Source organism: Streptomyces sp. NPDC027663 (assembly GCF_055566415.1).
Genome location: NZ_JBVHSK010000003.1, coordinates 602,770 through 621,995 on the forward strand (window position 1 = coordinate 602,770; position 19,226 = coordinate 621,995).

Below are 19,226 nucleotides of genomic sequence, written 5' to 3' on the forward strand. Positions count from 1 at the left end.
CGCTACTGCGCGCCGGCGTCCGCGCCGGCCGCCCGGCCTGCGGGCTGAGCCGGGCCGGGCTCGACAAAGCTGTACGGCGGCAGCGGGCCGTTGAGCCGCAGGTCGAGGTGGGGGTGGTCCTTGCGGACCTGTTCCACGGTGGCCAAGAAGCGCTCGGCCGAGTCCCGCGGAACCAGGTAGGACACGTTCAGCAGCCAGCCGGTGGACTCGGGGCCCACGCTGACCGCGGCGGCGCCCGGTGCCAGCAGGTTCTCCACCTCGGCCGCGTCCTCGGCCTCCTTGCCCTTGACGGCGGCGGCGACCATCTCGCCGAGGCGGATCTTGTCGTCGTAGCTGCCTCCGCCGGCACGGCGGTTGGCCTCGGCGAGGGACCGCACGTCGGCGTTCTCGGCCATCACCAGGTGCAGGACGGCCTCTTCGACGTGGGTGGCCTTGACGTTGTACTCGACCTTGCCGTCAAGCTCCCGCAGCCGCTCCGCGTAGTGTTCCGCCCGCTCGGTGAGCACCTGGGTGACGGCGTCGTCGTTGTCGGCGACGCTGCCGAAGCGCATGGGCAGCACACAGCCGGCGGCGCCGGCCTCGGCGAGCACGTTCTGGTGCGCAAGCAGGTCCCTGCGCTTGGGCCGCAGATCCTCCGGGGCGTCACTGACCACGGCGGCCAGCTCACCGGCCGCGAGGACGCGCACCGGGCGGGCCGGCTCTCCCACGCCCGTCATGCCCTCGGGCAGATCGGGGTGCGACCGGGCCGTGATCCCGTAGACGTAGGTGCTCACTCCTGCTCCTCCTTCCGGCGCGCCGGAGCCTTGCGGGCGCGCGGCCGGGACTCGGTGTCCCCTTCCTCACGGGCCTGGTTGAAGGCATCGGATATGGTCTGCGCGGCGCCGGAGAGCGCTCCCTTGGACTTGCCGCGGGCGCCGGACTCGGTGACCTCCCCGACGATCTCGGGCAGGCCGGGGCTCTTGCGCGGGCCGGCCTCCAGGTCGAGACGGTTGCACGCCTCGGCGAAGCGGAGGTAGGTGTCGACGCTGGCCACGACGACCCGGACGTCGATCTTCAGGATCTCGATACCGACCAGAGAGACGCGGACGAACGCGTCGATCACGAGCCCGCGGTCCAGGACCAGCTCAAGTACGTCGTAGAGACCGCTGCTGCCGCCTCCGCCTCCAGTCTGCTGTGCCGGAACAACAGTCATGCCGGCGATTCCTCCTCGTGCGTAGTAGGTGCACCCTCTGCGCGGGTGGGGTCGCGGACGGTGACTCAGCGGCCACCGCGCGGATCGGCCCTTCCGCGTTCGTAACGGCGGACGCGGCGGTAGCCGGTGAGCTGGCCCTGGGGGTCCAGTTCGACCTGGTAGCTCGCCATCAGGCTCATGGTGTCGGGCACCTTCGCCAGTTCGAGGACCTCCACCTCCAGCGCCCACCCGTCCTCGGTCTGCTCGAACGAGGACACGGACTCCGGTGCGAGGCCGGTGAGTTCCGTGAGCTGGGCGCGCGCCTGGCGGAGCACGTCCATGGGGGCCGGACGGTCGCCGTCCGCCGCATGCCTGTCCGTGGTGTTCTGTGTCTCTTGGGACTCCTGGGAATCTTGTGATCCCTGTGAAGTCCGTGATTGCGATGTGTCTTTTGCGTTCGACATGGCCACCTCTCCCCTGCGTGTGGCCGCCACGTCCTTGGCCAAACCTCGGGAGCCGACCTGTGTGCCGGGAACGCCGGTCGTGCCTGGTCCAAGGGGATACGTGGGTCAGCCACGCAGTGCCGCGAGACGGCTCCGGGGGCGCCGCAGGGAGCGGCCCCGGCTCAGCGCGCCGGCCCACGGGTCGGTGCGCGCCTGGTCCACGGCGTCAAAGAGCGTCCAGTGACGGGCGCCGACGCCGGGATCGTCCACCTGTTCCCAGGTTAGGGGGACTGCCACGGGCGCGCCCGGTCGGGCCCGGACGGTGTAGGGCGCCACGGCGGTCTGGGCGTACCCGTTGCGCTGCACATCGAGGTACAGGCGGTCGCCGCGGTCCTGTTTGCGGGCGGCGGTGGTGAGCCGGTCCGGGTGCCGCGCCACGGCGAACTCGGCCACGTCGTGGGCGAATGCGCGTACGTCGTCGAAGTCGTGGCGGCCGTGGAGCGGGACGACGAGGTGCAGTCCGCGTGAGCCCGTGGTCATCGGGGCCGCGGGCAGCCCGAGTTCGTCCAGCAGCTCACGCAGCCAGGCGGCGGCCTCGCGGACGGCCGCGAAGTCGTCACCGGGGGGATCGAGGTCGAAGACCAGCCGGTCGGGGTGGTCGGGGCCGCCGGCCCGGTCGGTGCGGGACAGCCAGCGGTGCAGGGTGAGACAGGCCTGGTCGGCGAGGTAGAGGAGGGTGGCGGTGTCCTCGCAGACGACGTGGGTGACCGTGCCGCCCTCCTTGGCGACCTCGGCACGGGTGATCCAGTCCGGGTAGTGCTCAGGGGTGTTCTTCTGCATGAACCGCTGCCCGTCGAGGCCGTCCGGATACCGCTCCAGCATCAGCGGACGGCCCCGCAGATGCGGTATCAGATACGGCGCGACGGACCGGTAGTAGTCGGCGAGATCGCCCTTGGTGTACTCCTTCACACCCCCGCCGCCGGGGAAGAGCACCTTCCCCGGCCGCTGTATCTCCACCGTGCGACGGCCCGCCCGGATTGCCCGCGCGCCGCCGCGGCTCATCGCACGACCGCCTCCTCGATCAGCAGCCTGGCCGCCGCCGCGATGCCCGTGGCGTCGATGCCGGCCGCGTGCAGCTGCTCGTCGGGCGCGGCCGAACCCGGCATGGTGCGCACCCCGAGCCGGACCAGGCGGGGTACCGGCCGTCCGTCGCCGAAGGCCTCCGCGACGGCGTCGCCGAGGCCGCCCTCCGGGTGGTGGTCCTCCACGGTGAGCAGGCAGCCGGTCTCCTCGGCCGCCCGGCGCAGGGTCTCGGCGTCGACGGGCTTGACCGAGTACAGGTCGATCACCCGCACCCGGATGCCGTCCTCGGCGAGCCGGTCGGCGGCGGCCAGCGCCTCGGGCACGGTCACCCCGGCCGCGACCAGCGTCAGCCGGTCGTCCTCACTGGAGTACAGCGTCTTGCTGCCGCCGACCGGGAACTCCTCTTCGGGGCCGTAGATCACCGGGGTCTTGCCGCGGGAGGTGCGCAGGTAGCGGACGCCGTCCAGGCCGGCCATGGCCGCCACCAGCCGGGCGGTCTGGTTGGCGTCGCACGGGTACAGCACCGTCGAGCCGTACACGGCCCGGAACATCGCCAGGTCCTCCAGGCCCATCTGCGAGGGTCCGTCCTGCCCGATCGCGACACCCGCGTGCGAGCCGACCAGGTTGATCCCGGAGCCGCTGATGGACGCCATGCGCACGAAGTCGTAGGCGCGGGTGAAGAACGCGGCGAACGTGGAGGCGTACGGCACCCAGCGGCGCGCGGCCATGCCGACGGCCGCGGCGACCAGCTGCTGCTCGGCGATGTAGCACTCGAAGAACCGGTCGGGGTGGGCCTTGGCGAACTCCTCGGTCCGGGTGGAGTCGCCGACCTCACCGTCCAGGGCGACGACATCGCCGCGGGCGGTGCCGAGCGCGGCGAGGGCCTTGCCGAAGGCGTCCCTCGTCGCGGCCTCGTCGCCCTGGTCGTAGCGCGGCAGCTGGACGACCTCGGTGGTGAGCGAGCGCAGCGCGGCGGCCGCCTGCGGCTCGGACACGCGCACGTGCAGCTCGCGCGGCCCGCCGAGTTCCGCGATGGCCTCCTCGGCCTCCGGCAGCGGCTTGCCGTGCAGGCCCTCGCGGTCCTCGACGGCGGCCACGCCCTTGCCCTTCAGGGTGCGGGCGAGGATCACGGTGGGCTGGCCGGTGGTGGACAGCGCCTCTCCGTAGGCCCGGTCGACGGCGTCGACGTCATGGCCGTCGATCTCGACGGTGTGCCAGCCGAAGGCCTGGAAGCGGCGGGCGTAGGCGTCCAGGGCGTGGCCGTGCCGGGTGGGGCCGCGCTGGCCGAGCCTGTTGACGTCCACGATGGCGATCAGATTGTCCAGGTTCTCGTAGCCGGCGTGTTCGGCGGCCTCCCACACCGATCCCTCCGCCAGCTCGCTGTCGCCGCACAGCACCCACACCCGGTAGCCGGTGCGGTCCAGCCGCTTCCCGGCGAGGGCGATGCCGACGCCGACCGGCAGTCCCTGGCCGAGCGAGCCGGTGGCCGTCTCCACCCAGGGCAGCCGGCGGGGCGTCGGATGGCCCTCCAGCCGGCTGCCGAGCTTGCGGAAGGTGAGCAGCTCGCCGTCCTCGATCGCGCCGGCCGCCTTGTACGCGGCGTACAGCAGCGGGGAGGCGTGTCCCTTGGACAGCACGAAGCGGTCGTTCGCGGGGTGGTCGGGACGCTCGAAGTCGTACCGCAGATGGTTCGCGAGCAGGACCGCCAGCAGATCGGCGGCGGACATCGAGGACGTGGGGTGCCCGGATCCCGCGGCGGCGGACGCCCGCACGCTGTCCACGCGCAACTGCTGTCCCAGTTCGGCGAGTTCGTCGGTGTTCATGGGTTTCCTCGGTCTCCTTCGCTCAGTCGGATGCGTTCGGACGGTCCGCGGGGTCTGCGGGGTCGGTGCGCTTGACGGGTCCGGGCGCCGGGTGGTCCGGGCCGCCCCCGGCGGACCTGCCGCCGGGCTGGTCCTTCGCCGGCTCACCACCGGGCCGGTTCTTCGCCGGTTCTCCGCCGGGCTGGTTCTTCGCCGGCTCTCCCCCCGGCTGGTTCTTCGCCGGTTCTCCCCCCGGCTGGTTCTTCGCCGGTTCTCCTTCGGGCTCGTTCCTCGCCGGTTCGCTGCCCACCTGGTTCTCGCCCGGCTCGTCGGTCACCGGGTGCGCCGGATGCCTCGGCGGTGTCTCGTGGGTCATCGGCTCGCCTCCTGAATGCGCGGTCGGCCGTTGCGGAGCGCCGGGTACCCGCGCCAGTTCCGGTGAGGCCGTGTCCAGGGGGACCGACCAGGCCCGTACGAGGCCCAACTGGACGCCCTGGCGCGGCAGTACGGCGTCCAGCAGCCAGTCGGCGGCGACCCGGACACGGTTGCCGGGCAGCGCGGCCAGGTGGTAGCCGCGGGTGACCGCGCCGGCCGCCGGACCCGACAAGTGGATGCCGAACGGGTTGGCGGCGGCCCGGACACCGCCCAGGTCGACGGCGAAGCCCAGGTCCCGGTGCCGGTAGGGGCGCCGGCGCCGGCCGAGCCCGAGCGAGCCGGCCACGTTCTCGCCGGCCACCCGGCCCTGCCGCCAGGCGTGCTGGGCCGTCATCGCGGTGAACGAGCCCGGATGCTCCAGGTCGGGCACGGCGGCGGCGTCCCCGCAGGCGAACAGGTCCGCGCGGCCCGGCAGTTGCAGGTACGAGTCGACGAGCAGCCGGCCGCGTTCCAGCGGCTGCCCCACGGCCTGCACCAGCGGGTCGGGCCGAACGCCCACGCACCACACCAGCGTCCGGGAGGGGACGAACTCCCCGTCCGTGAGCAGCACTCCGTCCCGGGTGGCCTCCTTCACCGACGTGCCCATCCGGACCTCGACGCCGCGCGACCGCAGCACCCGGTCGGCCGTCCGGGAGAGCCGCTCGTCCAGCTCCGGCAGCACACGCGGGGCCACGTCGAGCAGGATCCAGCGGGGGCGCAGCCCGGCCGGCAGCGGCTGCCGGCGGGCCAGCCGGTCGGTGAACATCTTCAGATGGGCGGCCACCTCGGTACCGGTGTAGCCGGCGCCGACCACGACGAAGGTGCAGCGCGCGGCGCAGCTCTCCGGGTCGTCGTCGGCGGCGGCGAGTTCCACCTGCCGGGTCACGTGGTCACGCAGGTACAACGCCTCGGGCAGCCCCCGGAACCCGTGCGCGTGCTCGGCGACGCCCGGAACGGGCAGCAGCTTGTTGACGCTGCCGACGGCCAGCACCAGCCGGTCGTAGGCGAGGCTGCCGGTACCGCCCTCGGGATCGGTGTAGTGGACGGTACGCCCGTCCAGGTCGACGCGGTCCGCCTCGCCGAGCACCAGGCGCACCCCGCGCAGTGTGCCGGGCAGCGACACGGTGACCCGGCGGGCCTCGAGGACGCCGGCGGCGACCTGCGGGAGCAGCGGCAGGTACAGGAAGTAGTCGGTCGGGTTCAGCAGGGTGACGTCGGCCCGGTCCCGGGTCAGGCGGGCCAGAGTGCGGGCAGCCCGGTACCCGGCGAAACCGGCGCCGACGATCAGGATGTGAGGTCGGCTCACGGTGCGCCTCCGGCGGTCTGGCTCGTCCGAGGTCTTCCGCGTAACCGGGGCCGGGGCACCCAAACGCCGGGCGGGTCACCCGTACGCCGGTCTCAGCACCCGAACGCCGTCCGGCCGCACGCCGTGCACCGGCGTTTCGCCCTTCCGCGCCCGGTTACCCGGGCCGCGACCGGGTCACACCACGACCGGCATCGTCACGCGGAGGTTTCCCCCCATGCCCGAGTACGGCTATTTCCTGGCGGCCGAGGAGCACGACCCCGCGAGCCTCGTCGACCAGGCCCGGATGGCCGAACAGGCCGGTTTCCAGGCGCTGTGGATCTCCGACCACTACCACCCGTGGAACGACGCGCAGGGGCAGAGCGCGTTCGTGTGGTCGGTGATCGGCGCGCTGTCGGAGGCGGTGTCACTGCCCATCGAGACGGCCGTGACCTGCCCGACCGTGCGCATGCACCCGGCGGTCGTGGCGCAGGCCGCGGCGACCAGCGCGGTGATGACCGAGGGCCGCTTCCGGCTCGGCGTCGGCACCGGCGAGGCGCTGAACGAGCACATACTCGGGGACGCCTGGCCGCCGCTGCACGTGCGCCTGGAGATGCTGGAGGAGTCGATCCAGGTGATGCGCCGGCTGTTCACCGGCGAGGTGGTCAGCCACCGCGGCACCCACTACACCGTGGAGAACGCCCGCCTGTACACCGTCCCCGACGAGCCCGTCCCGATCGACATCTCCGGCTTCGGCCCGAAGGCGACCTCGCTGGCCGCCCGCGTGGGCGACGGCTACATCACGATGATGCCGGAGGAGGAGATGGTCACCCAGTTCCGCAAGGGCGGCGGCGGAGCGAAACTGGTCAGCGGCGGTACCAAGGTCTGTTACGGCGCGGACCGCGACGCGTGCGTCCGTACGGTGCACAAGCTCTGGTACAACGAGCTGCTGCCCGGCGAGATGGGCCAGGTGCTGCCCTCGCCCCGGCACTTCGAGCAGCTGCATCCGCTGGTCACCGAGGACATGGTCCGGGAGAAGGTGGTGTGCGGCGACGACGTCGAGCAGCATGTGGGCACGCTGCGGGCGTTCGCCGACGCCGGGTTCGACCGGGTGTACGTGAACCAGATCGGGCCGGATCAGCAGGGGTTCTTCGACTTCTACCGCACGAAGGTGCTGCCGCGGCTCGCCGAGTGACCCTCCCCTCCCCGGCCGGGTGCCGGGTGCCGGGTGCCGGGTCACCTGGTTCCGGGTGAGCGCGGGCGGTGCCGGATGCTTCGGGATGCTTGCGGTGAGATTGCGGGCGCGGGTCGTGCGGGGTTGCTCGCGCAGTTGCCCGCGCCCCTGGGGAATGTGTGCGGGCGCGCGCGGGCCGGTGCGTGGTTGTTGTTCGCGCAGTTCCCCGCGCCCCTGCCTTCGTCGGCAGGGGCCTGGAGCGGCTGTGCTGCAGCCGTTGTGCGGGCTGTCAGGCCCTGTGTTGTGCGGGCTGTCAGGCCCTGTGGTGGGGGGAGTCGGGGTCGGTCGGGGGGTACGGGGGCATCGGCGGGTACGGCATGCCCATGCCGCCGGGCGGGGCGCCGGGTGCGGTGCCGCCGACCACACGGTGCGGGGCATGCGGCCGGTGTGCGTGTCCGGGGTGGGCGGCGCCGCGCAGCAGGTAGGCCACGGCGCCCATGATGGCGGCCGTGATCAGCGCGGCTGCCCAGCCGGGCAGGCCTATCGCCAGGGCCAGGCCCACGGCGAGGGCCACCGCACCACCCGCGTAGAGGGCGACAGCGCCCGACGCGGCGTAGAGCATGGCGGTGCGGCGCTGCTTGCGGGTCTGCTCGCGCAGTTCCTCGCGTACCGTCTCGCGTGCCACCTGAGCCAGCTCTTCGACGAGGTGCTTGTCCAGATGTTCCAGGTGATCCAAACGGTCCATGTCATGCGGGTACCCGCCGGACACAGCGGGTAACGCAGGGGTCCTGCGCGCTGCCCACGGCCCCAACTAGGCTCGGCCGCATGGAGATTCTGGGCGCCTCCCTGCGCATCTGCGTCGACGACCTCGAAGCCGCGATCCCCTTCTACGAGCGTCTGGCGGGCGGCAGAGCGCTCCGTTTCCAGCGGGGCGGTGTCCAGGTGGCCGCGGTCGGCTCCTTCCTGCTGATGAGCGGCCCGGAGGAGGAGCTGGAGATCCTGCGGAAGGTCGCGGCGACGATCGCCGTCGAGGACGTGGACGAGGCGCACCGGCTGCTGACCGAGCTGGGCGCCCGGGTCGTCGCGGGGCCGGTGCCGACGCCGGTGGGCCGCAATCTGCTGGCGGTGCACCCGGACGGCTCGGTTTTCGAGTACGCGGACCAGAGCGGCTGATCCGCTCACCCGGGGTCCGGGCGCATCCGGAAGTCGTAGCGGGCGGGCAGCGGCTCGTCGGTCAGGCGCTCCCACAGCCGGCCGATGTCCTCGGCGCCCTCCCGCAGATCGGCCACCTCGAAGCCGGCGTCGAAGACGGCGCGGGCCTCGGCGCGCCGGCCCTCGGCCAGCAGCAGCCCGGCCTGGAGCAGCCGGAACCGGCCGCGCCGGCGGACGGCCTCCGGCAGCTGCTCCCACACCGCCCGTGCCTCGGCGGTCCGCCGGACGCGGAGCAGGGCTTCGAGCGTCTCCCGGCCGAGCGCGGCCAGGGCGGCCGTCCAGGTGCCGCCGTCGTCGTGACCCTGCCGGCACAGGTCGCGGAAGGCGTCGGCGTACCGTTCGGCGGCCCGCTCGTGGTGGCCGGACTCCTGGTCGGCGACGGCCAGGCAGCGCAGCAGCGGCCACGGTGCGGGCGCCCCGCGCAGCGCGCGTTCCCAGCTGCGGACGGCCTGGGCACGGTCGCCGGCGTACCACTGGGCGATGCCGAGGTGGTACTCGGTGTGCGGGGTGGCGGGGGCGGTCTCCAGCATGTCCCGCCAGGGCCGGGCGACCGGTGTCGGGCCGGGCGGCCGGTCCGGTTGCGGCTCGGGCAGGGATCCGGTGCGCAGCAGCTCACGCCAGGGTGCCTGGGCGGCGCCCAGCGCGGACTCGGGGAACGGCGTCCCGGGCAGCTTCAGGCCGGCCCGGAGCACTTCGAGCGCGCCCCAGCCGGAACCGGCCGCCAGGATCGCGCCGGGTTCGGTGTCGGCGTACGGCCGCCAGGCGGCGTACGCCTCCTCGACCCGGGCCCGCGGCAGGACGGCCGCCAGCCGCCGCTCCGCTCCCTCGACGACGTCCCGCCACTCCCCCGAGGGCGGTGTGCCGAGCGGCCCGTACGCCTCCAGCCAGGACACCTCGCTCTCCGCATCCAGCCGGACGTCCTCCAGCTGGGTGGGGGCGAGCCCGGCCTGGATCTCGCAGTAGCCGCCGGTCCCGGGCTCGGTCAGCCATTCCTGCCAGCGCCGTCCGCCGGGCCGGCTGCCCCAGACGAACAGCTTGCGGCCGCGCAGCACGTCGGTGGACGTCTGCACCAGCCCGTGCCCGTCCGCGTCCAGCGCGGCGATCCAGCGGCGGCGGCCGTCGGGGATGTCGTAGAAGTAGTCGGCGGCGTAGGGGCTGTTCAGCGGGTGGGTGCGGTCGATGCCGTCGTACGACGGGACGGGCACCCGGCGCAGACGCCGCTCGTAGCCGATGGAGGGCCCTCCCACGCCGTCAGGGCTGTGGGGCAGCCACGCTTCGTCGGCGGGGGCGAGGATCCGGCGGTCCTCGGGTACGGCGATGTTGGACCACCAGTAGGTGGGCACCGGACGCTCGTGCGGGTTGCGGATGCGGACGCCGGCGTAGAGGAAGTCGGAGCCGTCCGGGAGCCACAGGTCGACCTGGAACGGCAGGTCGCGCAGCCGCTCCCACTCCCACAGGCGGAGCATCTCGGTGCCGTCGGGCGCGGGGACGCGGGCCGCGTGCAGGGGCGCGCAGGAGAGGGTGGTGTGTCCGGTGGCGCCGATGTTCCATTCGATGCCGCCGGAGTACCAGGCACCGTTGAGAGCGAAGTGCGCGGGCTGGAACACCGGGTTGCGGTAGAGGAGTTCGCGTCCGGTGGGCAGGTGGACCAGGGAGGCGATCCGGCCGCCGAGGCCGGGCAGGACGGTGGCGCGCAGGCGGTCGTTCTCGAGCACGAGGGCGTCGATCGCACGGGGTGCGCGGGTACGGCCGTAGCCGTCACGGACACCGACCGGCAGCAGGCTGTGCAGCGGCGCGCAGCCGAGCTGACGGGCCATGTCCGGGGACACGTGCGGGACTTCGCGGCCGTCGATGCGGTACGCCTCGTCCAGCGGGCGCAGCGGCGGCAGGGGGTTGTCCGGCCCCAGCTCCGCGGCGGGCAGCGTCAGTACCTCACGTCGGATCGTCGTCACGCTGACCAGGGAACCCGGCCAGGGGCGAGTCGGCCAGGGGAGCTGCCGGTCAGGATTGCGCAAAGGAGGCGACGGCCAGGCGGCCCTCCCGCATGCCGAGGCCTGCGGGTTCCGCCGCTCTTGCGGGGCTCCGGCGAGTTCGGAGCAGCCCGGCACGGTGGCGGGGGCGGGTGGGCGCGGGCGCGGGTCCGAAAGGGCGTCGAGGACGACGCGGCTCCGTGTGCGGCTCCTCCGGGAAGGCGGAGGTCAGTGGGCGGAGCGCATCTCGGCGGTGAGCGCCCAGCGTTCGTGGTCGCGCCAGGCGCCGTCGACGTGGAGCATGGCCGGGGAGAAGCCCTCCCGGCGGAAGCCGGCGCCACGGGCGAGGGCGAGGGAGGCGGTGTTCCCGGGCTGTGCGTTGATCTCCAGGCGGTGCAGGCCCATCGGCCCCAAGGCGTATCCGATCACCAGGTCCAGCCCCTCGCGCATCAGCCCCCGGCCGGCGGCGTGCGCAAAGACGCCGTAGCCGAGGGCACCGCACTGGAAGCCGCCGCGGACGATGTTGTTGATGTTGATGAATCCGGCGATGTCCCCGCCGTCCTTCTCGCACACCAGGAAGCCGGCCTTGGCCGGGTCCTCGATCAGGCCGCCCGCATAGATGGCGTAGGCCTCGTCGGTGTCCGGCGGGAACAGCCAGGGCCGGTGCAGGTCCTTGCTCTCCCGGGCGCGTGCGGTGAACTCGGGGCCGTCGGCGAGGGTGAAGGGCCGGACGGCGACGCGCGGGCCTTCGGCGAGGTATCGGGACGCTGTGTGCGGCATCCGGCCAGCCTAAGGCGCCCCGTTGCGCGGTGTCGCGTGAGATACCGCCGCGCGGGCGCCGTGCTCCCGTGGCGCCACCGGCCGGCGGCCCGGCGTCGCGGGCGGACCGCCGGAGAAGGCCCGCCCCGCGGGCTCATCGGTCACCCGTCTGGACACGCACACCCGGCCCGCCCTGCACGCACACCCAGCCCGCCCTGCACGCCCACCCGGTCACCCGGTCACCCGGTCACCCGGTCACCCGGTCAGGAGACGCACGCCTCTCCCACCCCGCACGCCCACCCGTCAGGACACGCACACCCGGGCCCGCCCCCCGCGCGCCGACCCGGTCTCCCGTCGGTGTCAGCGCAGCGCAGGCTCGTCCAGCGTCAACGTGCCCGTCTCCGCGTCGAGTTCGGCCGAGACCCCGAACGGAATGGTCAACGCCCCGGCGCAGTGACCGAATCCGACGTTCTCCGCCACGGGGACGCCGAGCGCGCCGAGCCGGTCGGCCAGCACGGGCCGCAGCTCGGCGTAGTCCGAGCAGCCCTCCCAGGAGCCGAGCAGCACCCCGCGCACCCCGTCGAGCCAGCCCGAGCGCAGGAGCTGGGTGAGATACCGGTCGAGGCGGTACGTCTCCTCGCCCACGTCCTCCAGGCAGAGCAGGCCGCCGTGTGCCGAGGGCCGGGCGCCCGGGGTGCCGCACTCCGCCGCGAGCAGGCACAGACAGCCGCCGAGGGTGACGCCCCGCGCCCGGCCGGGCACGAGTGCGCCGCCGCCGGAGGCGATGGTGCGGACGGTCTCGGGCGCGAAGAGGGTGGCCCGCAGGTGCTCCTGGGCCCGGGTGTTCTTGACGAAGTCGATGCCGGCCGCCATCGGACCGTGCAGCGTGGCGAGCCCCAGGCGGGTGGCGAAGGCCTCGTGCAGCACGGTGAGGTCGCTGAACCCGACGAAGACCTTCGGTCCGGCCGCCCGCATGGCGTTCCAGTCGAGCAGGTCGATCATGCGCTGCACGCCGTACCCGCCCCGCGCGCACAGCACCGCGTCCACCGAGGGGTCGCACCAGGCGTTCTGGAAGTCGGCGGCGCGGTCGGCGTCCGAGCCCGCCAGGTAGCCGAACTCCGGGTGCCGGTCCAGGACATGGGGTCCGGCCACCGGGTCGAGGTCCCAGCCGCGCAGCAGGTCGAGCCCCGCCTGCAGGCGCTCCTCGGGCACCGGCCCGCTGGTGGCGACGACGGCCACCCGGGCGCCCGGGGCCAGCCGGTGCGGCCGTACGAGTTCCTTCACGGGGACAGTTCCACCTCGGGTGTGCGCGGTGTCGGTTCCAGCCCGAACACCTGGGCGTACAGGGACAGTTCGGCCTCCAGGGCGCTCACCATGGTCTCGGCGCGCCGGAATCCGTGCCCCTCGCCTTCGAAGGTGAGGTAGGCGTGCGGCACGCCGCGGCCCGCGATGCGCGCGAGGAAGCGTTCGCATTGTGCGGGCGGGCAGATCACGTCGTCCAGACCCTGGAGCAGCAGGAAGGGCGCGGTGAGCCGGTCTGCGTGCGCGGTCGGGGAGCGTTCGGCGTACCGGGCGGGCACGTCGGCGAGCGGGCCGATCAGCGACTCCAGGTAGCGGGACTCGAAGTCGTGGGTGTCCCCCGGGCCCCAGGTGGCCAGGTCGAGCACCGGATAGATGATGGTGCCGCAGGCGTAGACGTCGGTCGTGGTCAGGGAGGCGGCCGTGGTCCAGCCGCCCGCGCTGCCGCCCCGGATCGCGAGCCGGCCCGGGTCGGCGGTGCCCTCGTCGGCGAGGGCGCGGGCGACGGCCGCGCAGTCCTCGACGTCGACCACTCCCCACTGCTCGCGCAGCCGCTCCCGGTAGGCCCGGCCGTACCCGGTGGAGCCGCCGTAGTCGACCTGGGCAACCCCGATGCCGCGCGAGGTGAAGTAGGCGATGTCGAGGTCCAGCACGAGCGGCACCCGGCTGGTGGGGCCGCCGTGCGCCCAGATGACGTAGGGCGGCAGCTCGCCGTCGAGCGCGGCCCGTGCGGGGTGGTGCGGCGGATAGACGTAGGCGTGCACCTCGCGGCCGTCCGGGCCGGGGAAGGTGCGGATCTGCGGCTCCGGGTAGTACGCCGGGTCGACCGGGTCCTCGTGCCGGGAGCCGATGGCGCGGGCGCGGCCGGTGGCGGTGTCCAGCTCGACCACCTCGTAGGCGGTGCGCGGGCTGCCGCCGACGCCGACGACACGCGCGCCGTGCACCGCGAGCATGCCGGTGAACTCGGTCCACGGCCCGGCCGCGTCGACGATCTCCCCGGTCTCCGGATCCAGTATCCCGAGCATGGCCGGCCCTCTGCCGTGCACGACCGCGATCAGGCCGTTGTCCAGCGGTGCGAACCAGCGGAAGCCGAGCAGCCACAGGGGGCCGGCGAACTCCTCCTCGCGCGGACAGAGCAGGGTGCCGTCGCGGTAGAGGTTCCACCAGCCGCTGCGGTCGCTCGTGTACAGCAGCCTGCCGTCGGCCGACCACTCGACCTGCGCGACGGCCTCGTCCGGCCCGCCGGCCACCGTTCGAGCGTCCTTCAGCCGGCCGTCGTCCGTGACGTCGGCAACCAGCAGTTCCGTCCCGTCCCAGGGCATCCGCGGATGGTCCCAGGCGAGCCAGGCGGCCCGCCGGCCGTCGGGCGACAGCCGTGCGCCGGTGACGAACCGCTGCCGGGGCTCGGCGAGTTCGCGCACGGCGCTGCGGTCGTCGGCGGCCGACCCGTCCAGCGGTACGGCGGCCAGGACGCGCCGTACGTCGTCGGGGCCGTCCCCGGTGAACTCCTCCAGCACGCACCACACCTCGCCGCGGTCGAGGTCCACCCGGGGCTCCGCCCAGCGCAGCCCGCCGCCCGGCGGGGACAGCGGAGTGAGCGCAACGGGCTCGCCGCCGGGCTCGTACCGGTACAGCCGCTGGTCGGCGAAGTGCGCGAAGACGATCAGGGGCCGGCCCTCGTGGACCAACCCGGTCCAGGGCCGGCCGCCGTACTCGATGACCCGGCTGCGCACGTTCCACGGCGCGGGCAGCACCGACTCCTCGACGCCGTCGGCCCGGCGCCGGACCAGGGCCCGCCGGCCGCCCTCGGCCGGCCGGGGCTCGGTCCACCAGGTCTCGTCGCCGACGAAGTCCACCCACTCCGGCCGTCCGTCGTGTGCGGCGGCGAGTGCCGCGTCGATGGGCGACGGCCACGATCCGTACGGTGTTCTCTGCACCTCGTCCCCCACTGTCTAGGCCGTCCGCAGGAAGCGGTCCAGGACGCGCACCCCGAAGTGCAGCGCCTCCACGGGCACGCGCTCGTCCACGCCGTGGAACAGCGCCTGGTAGTCGAGGTCCGCGGGCAGCTTCAGCGGGGAGAAACCGTACCCGGTGATGCCGAGCCGGGAGAACTGCTTGGCGTCCGTGCCGCCCGACATGCAGTACGGCACCACGTGCCCGCCGGGCGCGAACTCCTCCACGGCGGCCCGCATCCTGGCGAACAGGGGCGCGTCCACCGGTGCGTGCAGGGCCACCTCGCGGTGGACGAACTCCCACTGCACGTCCGGCCCCGTCAGCCGGTCCAGCGTGGCGACGAACTCCTCCTCGGTGCCGGGCAGGTAGCGCCCGTCCACGTGGGCAACTGCCTCGCCGGGGATGACGTTCAGCTTGTAGCCGGCGTCCAGCATGGTGGGGTTGGCGCTGCTGCGGACGGTCGCCTCGACCAGCCGGGCGGCCGGCCCGAGCTTCTCCAGGAGCCGGTCCACCTGCCCGAAGTCTGCCTCGATGCCGTACAGGGCGGCGAGTTCGGCGAGGGCGGCCCGCACGGTCGGGGTGAGCCGGAGCGGCCACTCGTGCTCGCCGATGCGGGTGACGGCGGCGGCGAGCCGGGTCACCGCGTTCTCCTTGTTCACCTTGGAGCCGTGCCCGGCCCGGCCGCGCGCGGTGAGCCTGAGCCAGCCGGTGCCGCGCTCGCCGGCGGCGATCGGGTAGATCTCCCGGCCGGCCCCGTCGTGGAAGGTGAAGGCGCCCGACTCGCTGATGCCCTCGGTGCAGCCCTCGAAGAGTTCGGGGTGCCGGTCGGCGAGGAACCCGGAGCCGTCCTCGGCGCTGGCCTCCTCGTCCGCGGTGAACGCGATGACGAGGTCACGGCGGGGGCGTACGCCCTGCCGGGCCCAGGCGCGGACCACCGCGAGGATCATCGCGTCCATGTTCTTCATGTCGACGGCCCCGCGCCCCCACACCACCCCGTCCCGGATCTCCCCGGAGAACGGGTGCACGCTCCAGTCGGCGGCCTCGGCCGGTACGACGTCGAGGTGACCGTGGACCAGCAGCGCGTCGGCGGAGGGGTCGGTGCCCGCGATCCGGGCGACGACGTTGGTGCGGCCCGGGGTGCGCTCCAGCAGCAGGGGTTCCAGGCCCGCCCCGGACAGCCGCTCGGCCACGTATTCGGCGGCCGGCCGTTCCCGGCAGTCGCCGCCGCCCCGGTTGGTGGTGTCGATGCGGATCAGGCCGGAGGTGTACTCCACCACCTCGTCCAGGGCCTGCTGGTCAGCCATACTGCTCCTCCACGGCGGCAGAGACGATCGTGGTGACCGCCTTGAACGTCCTGATCCCGTCGTACATGGTGGCGCTGGTGTACGCCACCTTCCGTTCCCCGGTCCGGGCCACCCCGGGGACGACGGTGGCGGCCTCGGCGAGGTGCTCGGCGTCGAACTCGACGGCGACCGTGACCGGTCCGGCCTGCACCGGTTCGTGCCGGACGGCCAGCCGTGCGGCCTCCTTGGCAGCCGCGCGGATGTCGGCCGCGGTCCGGGCAGGGGTCCGGCACACCGCCGCGTACCGCGAGACATGGTCCTTGACGGCGACCTTCAGCGCCTGCGGCGCGTAGCCGAGGGCGTCCTCGCAGGCCACGTCGTCGCCGGTGACGAGGACGACGGGGACGCCGTACTCGGCGACGACATGCGCGTTCAGCAGACCCTCGCTCGCGCGGACGTCGTTCAGCCACACCCCGGTGATCTGGTTGGCGAGATAGGTGTGGGCGAGGACGCCCTCCATGCCGGCGCCCGCGTGGTAGCCGACGAAGGCGACGCCGTCGACGTCGCCGTGCTGGACGCCCTCCACCATGGACAGCGCCTTGTGCCGGCCGGTGAGCATCTCCACCCGCTCGTCGAGCCGCTCCAGCAGCAGGTTCCGCATGGTCCAGTGCGCCTCGTTGACACGTACGTGCTCTGCCCCGCCGTCGAAGAAGCCTTCCACGGCGGCGTTCACGTCGGAGGTGAACATCGACCGGCACCGCTCCCACTGCGGCGTCCCCGGCAGCACGTCGGCGGGCCAGGTGACACCCGTGGCCCCCTCCATGTCGGCACTGATGAGGATCTTCATGTTGCTTCACGTTACGCGCCGGCGGGGGAACTTCCTATGAGGCGGACAGGAGGGAGGGCGCATCCCAGGACCTCGGCACGGTGTCCGTGCACGCCCGTCGCCGCCCTGCTCCCGGAGGGCGGCCGCCGGCGAGAGGTCAGGGAAACATTTCGCAGCGGAGCGAAGGGAAACGGAGCAGGCCCAGGGCGAAAGAGCCCCCGGCGCCGCCCGCCCGCGGCCGCCGGCAGGCGCCGGGGCAAGAGCCGCGAGCAACTGCCGGGCGGCACGTCAAAACGTTTATTCGAGCATGCGCTCCCTGGCTCGCACACTGCTGCGACCACGACAACGGCGAGAACGAGGGGGGCGCACAACCCCCGCGATTCGGATTCTGCACATCATCCGACCTTCGCTGAAGCGCTTGCCTTGATCTCACGCTCCGCAGCTAGCTAGGTGCTGAGGCCGCTTCCTGGCCCGGGCTCCCGACGAACCCGGCCGTTCGAGCAACGGAAGCGGTCCCGACACCTGCATGTGAGGAGTGGTCATGAAGAAGGACTATGAGGCGCCGACGCTCGTCCGGCTCGGTACCTTCCGGAAGGAGACGGGGCTCCTCGGGCGCTCCGGCAACGACCGGCTGATCCTGAGCAAGAACTGACGACCGACGGTCCTTGACCCGACGTCATGACTGAACTGCACGAAAGTGCGGGGACGGGCCCCGGCGACGCGCACTTCGCGGTCTTCACGGACCGTGCGGACGCGACCGCCGTGGCCCGCTCCTTCGCCCGCCCCGGAAGCCGGACCCTCCCGCACGCGTCGGGCCGGCCCTGGCTGGTCGGCCACTGGCACGACGACGAGATCCTCGCCGCGCACGCCGGGGGCGCCTCCGTCGCCGTGGTCGGCTGCTGCCCTGTCGACGCCGGCGAACTGCGCCGCCGGGCCGCCCGGTTGCGTGATCTCGCGGAACTCGACGCACTGGCCCGGTCCCTCCCCGGCAGTTTCCATCTCGTCGGCGCCCTCGGAGGACGGATCAGAGTCCAGGGCACCGCCTCCGGACTGCGACTCGTCTTCCACGCGGAGATCGGCCGCGTACGCGTGGCCACGACCCGCGCCGACACGCTCGCCGCCGCCCTGGGCCTCGAACCCGACCCGCAGGAACTGGCCGTGCGGCTGCTGTGGCCGGCCCCGTACCCGCTGTTCGAGACGTCGATGTGGCCCGGGATCACCGCCGTTCCTCCGCAGGACGCCGTGGTCGTCGCCGCGGACGGGCGCAGCGTGCGGCACACCCGGTGGTGGACACCGCCGGAGCCGGTCCGGCCGCTCGCCGAGGCGGCGCCCCTGATCCGGACGGCACTTCAGGAGGCCGTGGACGCGCGCACCCGTCAGGGCGGCGTGGTGAGCTGCGACCTGTCCGGCGGACTGGACTCGACCTCCGTCTGCTTCCTGGCCGACCGCTCCCCCGCCCGAGTCGTGGCCAGTACCTGGCCGGGACGTGATCCGGCGGACACCGACCTGCACTGGGCCGAGCGGGCGGTCCGGCACCTCCCGGACGTCGAGCACGTGATCTGGGACGCCGACGCCTCACCACTGGTCTATGAGGCCCTGCTCGCCATCGACGACCTCCTCGACGAGCCGACCATCGGTGTCATGGACCGCTCCCGGGTGCTGCACCACCTGCCCGGCCTCGCCGCACGCGGCAGCCGGTTGCATCTGACCGGCATCGGCGGCGACCACGTGGCGTGGTGCTCCGAGGCGTACTATCACCGGCTGCTGCGTACCCGTCCGCTGTTCGCCCTGCGCCAGTTGCGCGGGTTCCGGGCGCTGTGGCAGTGGCCGCTCGGCGGCACGGTCCGGGCACTCGCCGACTCCCGGCCGTACGGGACGTGGCTCGCCGACGCCGCCGGCCGGCTGCGGGGCCCGCTGCCGCCGTCCGTCGCCACGGGACTCGGCTGGGGCATGGCCCCGCGCCTGTTCGACTGGGTGACCCCCGAGGCAGAAGGGATGGCCCGCCGGGCACTGCTCGATGCCGCCGCGACGGCATCCCCGCTGCACCCGGACCGCGGACTGCACGCCGACCTGGAGCAGATCCGCTCGTGCGCCCGTGTCATCCGGCAGTGGGACCGGATGGCAGCCCGCGCCGGTCTGCCGATGGCCTCTCCCTTCCTCGACGACCGCGTCGTCGAGGCGTGTCTCGCCGTACGTCCGGGCGAGCGCGTCACACCCTGGCGGTACAAGCCCGTCCTCGGTGCCGCGATGCGCGGGATCGTGCCCGAGGACTGCCTGCGGCGCACCGACAAGGCCACGGCCTCCATGGACGCCTCCAACGGACTGCGCGAACACCGCGCCGACCTGCTGGCCCTGTGGGAGGACTCACGGCTGGCGGAACTGGGCCTGGTGGACGGCGCCGAGCTTCGCCGCCTCGCCCTGCGGCCCGCCTCCCGCGGGCTCTCCGAAGCCATCCTCTACTCCACGATCGCCGCCGAGGTGTGGTTGCGGGGACTCGGCCGCAACCGCACCCGTGTCCCGCAACCCTGACCGCATGCTCCGTCAGACACGTCAGA

At 73.4% G+C, this 19,226-nt stretch carries 17 protein-coding genes; 4 read left to right on the forward strand and 13 right to left on the reverse strand.

Annotated features, from left to right (window positions below; genetic code table 11):
* Nucleotides 1–2: 2 nt before the first annotated feature.
* From ACZ4SF_RS12040 to ACZ4SF_RS12065, 6 genes are all read right to left on the reverse strand, one after another.
* A complete protein-coding gene (locus ACZ4SF_RS12040) occupies nucleotides 3–773 on the reverse strand; it encodes a GvpL/GvpF family gas vesicle protein (RefSeq protein WP_468381843.1) in 771 nt (256 codons plus the stop codon).
* On the reverse strand, nucleotides 770–1,192 hold the full coding sequence (locus ACZ4SF_RS12045; protein WP_468381846.1) for a gas vesicle structural protein GvpA: 423 nt from the start codon (nucleotides 1,190–1,192) through the stop codon (nucleotides 770–772). Before ACZ4SF_RS12045 ends, ACZ4SF_RS12040 begins: the two co-directional genes overlap by 4 nt.
* Before the next feature lie 65 nt (nucleotides 1,193–1,257).
* Nucleotides 1,258–1,635, reverse strand: a complete 378-nt coding sequence (locus ACZ4SF_RS12050) for a gas vesicle protein GvpO (RefSeq protein WP_468381849.1) — start codon at nucleotides 1,633–1,635, stop codon at nucleotides 1,258–1,260.
* 105 nt (nucleotides 1,636–1,740) lie between these two features.
* Nucleotides 1,741–2,676, reverse strand: coding sequence for a non-homologous end-joining DNA ligase (gene ligD / locus ACZ4SF_RS12055; RefSeq protein ID WP_468381852.1), 936 nt, complete (start codon nucleotides 2,674–2,676; stop codon nucleotides 1,741–1,743).
* A complete protein-coding gene (locus tag ACZ4SF_RS12060) occupies nucleotides 2,673–4,520 on the reverse strand; it encodes a transketolase (RefSeq protein WP_468381854.1) in 1,848 nt (615 codons plus the stop codon). The genes ligD and ACZ4SF_RS12060 overlap by 4 nt, the downstream gene beginning before the upstream one ends.
* A gap of 22 nt (nucleotides 4,521–4,542) precedes the next feature.
* Nucleotides 4,543–6,219 carry an NAD(P)/FAD-dependent oxidoreductase gene (locus tag ACZ4SF_RS12065; RefSeq protein ID WP_468381857.1) on the reverse strand — a complete coding sequence of 559 codons (1,677 nt, stop codon included), beginning with the start codon at nucleotides 6,217–6,219 and terminating at the stop codon, nucleotides 4,543–4,545.
* A 214-nt stretch (nucleotides 6,220–6,433) separates the two neighbouring features.
* Between ACZ4SF_RS12065 and ACZ4SF_RS12070 the strand changes: the two genes are divergently transcribed.
* The gene (locus ACZ4SF_RS12070; protein WP_468381860.1) at nucleotides 6,434–7,390 is read left to right on the forward strand and encodes an LLM class F420-dependent oxidoreductase; all 957 of its coding nucleotides are present in this window, start codon (nucleotides 6,434–6,436) and stop codon (nucleotides 7,388–7,390) included.
* A 292-nt stretch (nucleotides 7,391–7,682) separates the two neighbouring features.
* Here ACZ4SF_RS12070 and ACZ4SF_RS12075 read toward each other — a convergent pair whose 3' ends face one another.
* The gene (locus tag ACZ4SF_RS12075; protein ID WP_468381863.1) at nucleotides 7,683–8,114 is read right to left on the reverse strand and encodes a phage holin family protein; all 432 of its coding nucleotides are present in this window, start codon (nucleotides 8,112–8,114) and stop codon (nucleotides 7,683–7,685) included.
* An 80-nt stretch (nucleotides 8,115–8,194) separates the two neighbouring features.
* On the opposite strand from ACZ4SF_RS12075, the gene ACZ4SF_RS12080 reads away from it, so the two are divergent.
* The gene (locus ACZ4SF_RS12080) at nucleotides 8,195–8,542 is read left to right on the forward strand and encodes a VOC family protein (protein WP_468381867.1); all 348 of its coding nucleotides are present in this window, start codon (nucleotides 8,195–8,197) and stop codon (nucleotides 8,540–8,542) included.
* 5 nt (nucleotides 8,543–8,547) lie between these two features.
* Here ACZ4SF_RS12080 and ACZ4SF_RS12085 read toward each other — a convergent pair whose 3' ends face one another.
* The 6 genes from ACZ4SF_RS12085 to ACZ4SF_RS12110 form a co-directional block, all read right to left on the reverse strand.
* A complete protein-coding gene (locus ACZ4SF_RS12085; protein WP_468382504.1) occupies nucleotides 8,548–10,542 on the reverse strand; it encodes a DUF5107 domain-containing protein in 1,995 nt (664 codons plus the stop codon).
* 237 nt (nucleotides 10,543–10,779) lie between these two features.
* A complete protein-coding gene (locus ACZ4SF_RS12090; protein ID WP_468381869.1) occupies nucleotides 10,780–11,331 on the reverse strand; it encodes a GNAT family N-acetyltransferase in 552 nt (183 codons plus the stop codon).
* A 339-nt stretch (nucleotides 11,332–11,670) separates the two neighbouring features.
* Nucleotides 11,671–12,594 carry a S66 peptidase family protein gene (locus ACZ4SF_RS12095; RefSeq protein WP_468381873.1) on the reverse strand — a complete coding sequence of 308 codons (924 nt, stop codon included), beginning with the start codon at nucleotides 12,592–12,594 and terminating at the stop codon, nucleotides 11,671–11,673.
* Nucleotides 12,591–14,546 carry a S9 family peptidase gene (locus tag ACZ4SF_RS12100; protein ID WP_468381876.1) on the reverse strand — a complete coding sequence of 652 codons (1,956 nt, stop codon included), beginning with the start codon at nucleotides 14,544–14,546 and terminating at the stop codon, nucleotides 12,591–12,593. The genes ACZ4SF_RS12095 and ACZ4SF_RS12100 overlap by 4 nt, the downstream gene beginning before the upstream one ends.
* A 15-nt stretch (nucleotides 14,547–14,561) precedes the next feature.
* Nucleotides 14,562–15,866 (reverse strand): M20/M25/M40 family metallo-hydrolase, encoded by a 1,305-nt coding sequence (locus ACZ4SF_RS12105; RefSeq protein WP_468381879.1) that lies wholly within the window; start codon nucleotides 15,864–15,866, stop codon nucleotides 14,562–14,564.
* Nucleotides 15,859–16,692 carry a M55 family metallopeptidase gene (locus ACZ4SF_RS12110; protein ID WP_468381881.1) on the reverse strand — a complete coding sequence of 278 codons (834 nt, stop codon included), beginning with the start codon at nucleotides 16,690–16,692 and terminating at the stop codon, nucleotides 15,859–15,861. The genes ACZ4SF_RS12105 and ACZ4SF_RS12110 overlap by 8 nt, the downstream gene beginning before the upstream one ends.
* 520 nt (nucleotides 16,693–17,212) lie before the next feature.
* On the opposite strand from ACZ4SF_RS12110, the gene ACZ4SF_RS12115 reads away from it, so the two are divergent.
* Together ACZ4SF_RS12115 and ACZ4SF_RS12120 are read left to right on the forward strand one after the other, a co-directional pair.
* Nucleotides 17,213–17,323: a keywimysin-related RiPP gene (locus ACZ4SF_RS12115; RefSeq protein ID WP_468381884.1), complete on the forward strand. Its 111-nt coding sequence runs from the start codon at nucleotides 17,213–17,215 to the stop codon at nucleotides 17,321–17,323.
* Between the two features lie 26 nt (nucleotides 17,324–17,349).
* A complete protein-coding gene (locus ACZ4SF_RS12120) occupies nucleotides 17,350–19,200 on the forward strand; it encodes a lasso peptide isopeptide bond-forming cyclase (RefSeq protein ID WP_468381886.1) in 1,851 nt (616 codons plus the stop codon).
* Nucleotides 19,201–19,226: the final 26 nt, after the last annotated feature.

Bases quoted from the DNA above. Each gene is read 5' to 3' on its own strand.
- ACZ4SF_RS12045 (WP_468381846.1), bottom strand. From the start codon at position 1,192: ATGACTGTTGTTCCGGCACAGCAGACTGGAGGCGGAGGCGGCAGCAGC.
- ACZ4SF_RS12050 (WP_468381849.1), bottom strand. From the start codon at position 1,635: ATGTCGAACGCAAAAGACACATCGCAATCACGGACTTCACAGGGATCA.
- ligD (WP_468381852.1), bottom strand. From the start codon at position 2,676: ATGAGCCGCGGCGGCGCGCGGGCAATCCGGGCGGGCCGTCGCACGGTG.
- ACZ4SF_RS12060 (WP_468381854.1), bottom strand. From the start codon at position 4,520: ATGAACACCGACGAACTCGCCGAACTGGGACAGCAGTTGCGCGTGGAC.
- ACZ4SF_RS12070 (WP_468381860.1), top strand. From the start codon at position 6,434: ATGCCCGAGTACGGCTATTTCCTGGCGGCCGAGGAGCACGACCCCGCG.
- ACZ4SF_RS12075 (WP_468381863.1), bottom strand. From the start codon at position 8,114: ATGGACCGTTTGGATCACCTGGAACATCTGGACAAGCACCTCGTCGAA.
- ACZ4SF_RS12080 (WP_468381867.1), top strand. From the start codon at position 8,195: ATGGAGATTCTGGGCGCCTCCCTGCGCATCTGCGTCGACGACCTCGAA.
- ACZ4SF_RS12090 (WP_468381869.1), bottom strand. From the start codon at position 11,331: ATGCCGCACACAGCGTCCCGATACCTCGCCGAAGGCCCGCGCGTCGCC.
- ACZ4SF_RS12105 (WP_468381879.1), bottom strand. From the start codon at position 15,866: ATGGCTGACCAGCAGGCCCTGGACGAGGTGGTGGAGTACACCTCCGGC.
- ACZ4SF_RS12110 (WP_468381881.1), bottom strand. From the start codon at position 16,692: ATGAAGATCCTCATCAGTGCCGACATGGAGGGGGCCACGGGTGTCACC.
- ACZ4SF_RS12115 (WP_468381884.1), top strand. From the start codon at position 17,213: ATGAAGAAGGACTATGAGGCGCCGACGCTCGTCCGGCTCGGTACCTTC.
- ACZ4SF_RS12120 (WP_468381886.1), top strand. From the start codon at position 17,350: ATGACTGAACTGCACGAAAGTGCGGGGACGGGCCCCGGCGACGCGCAC.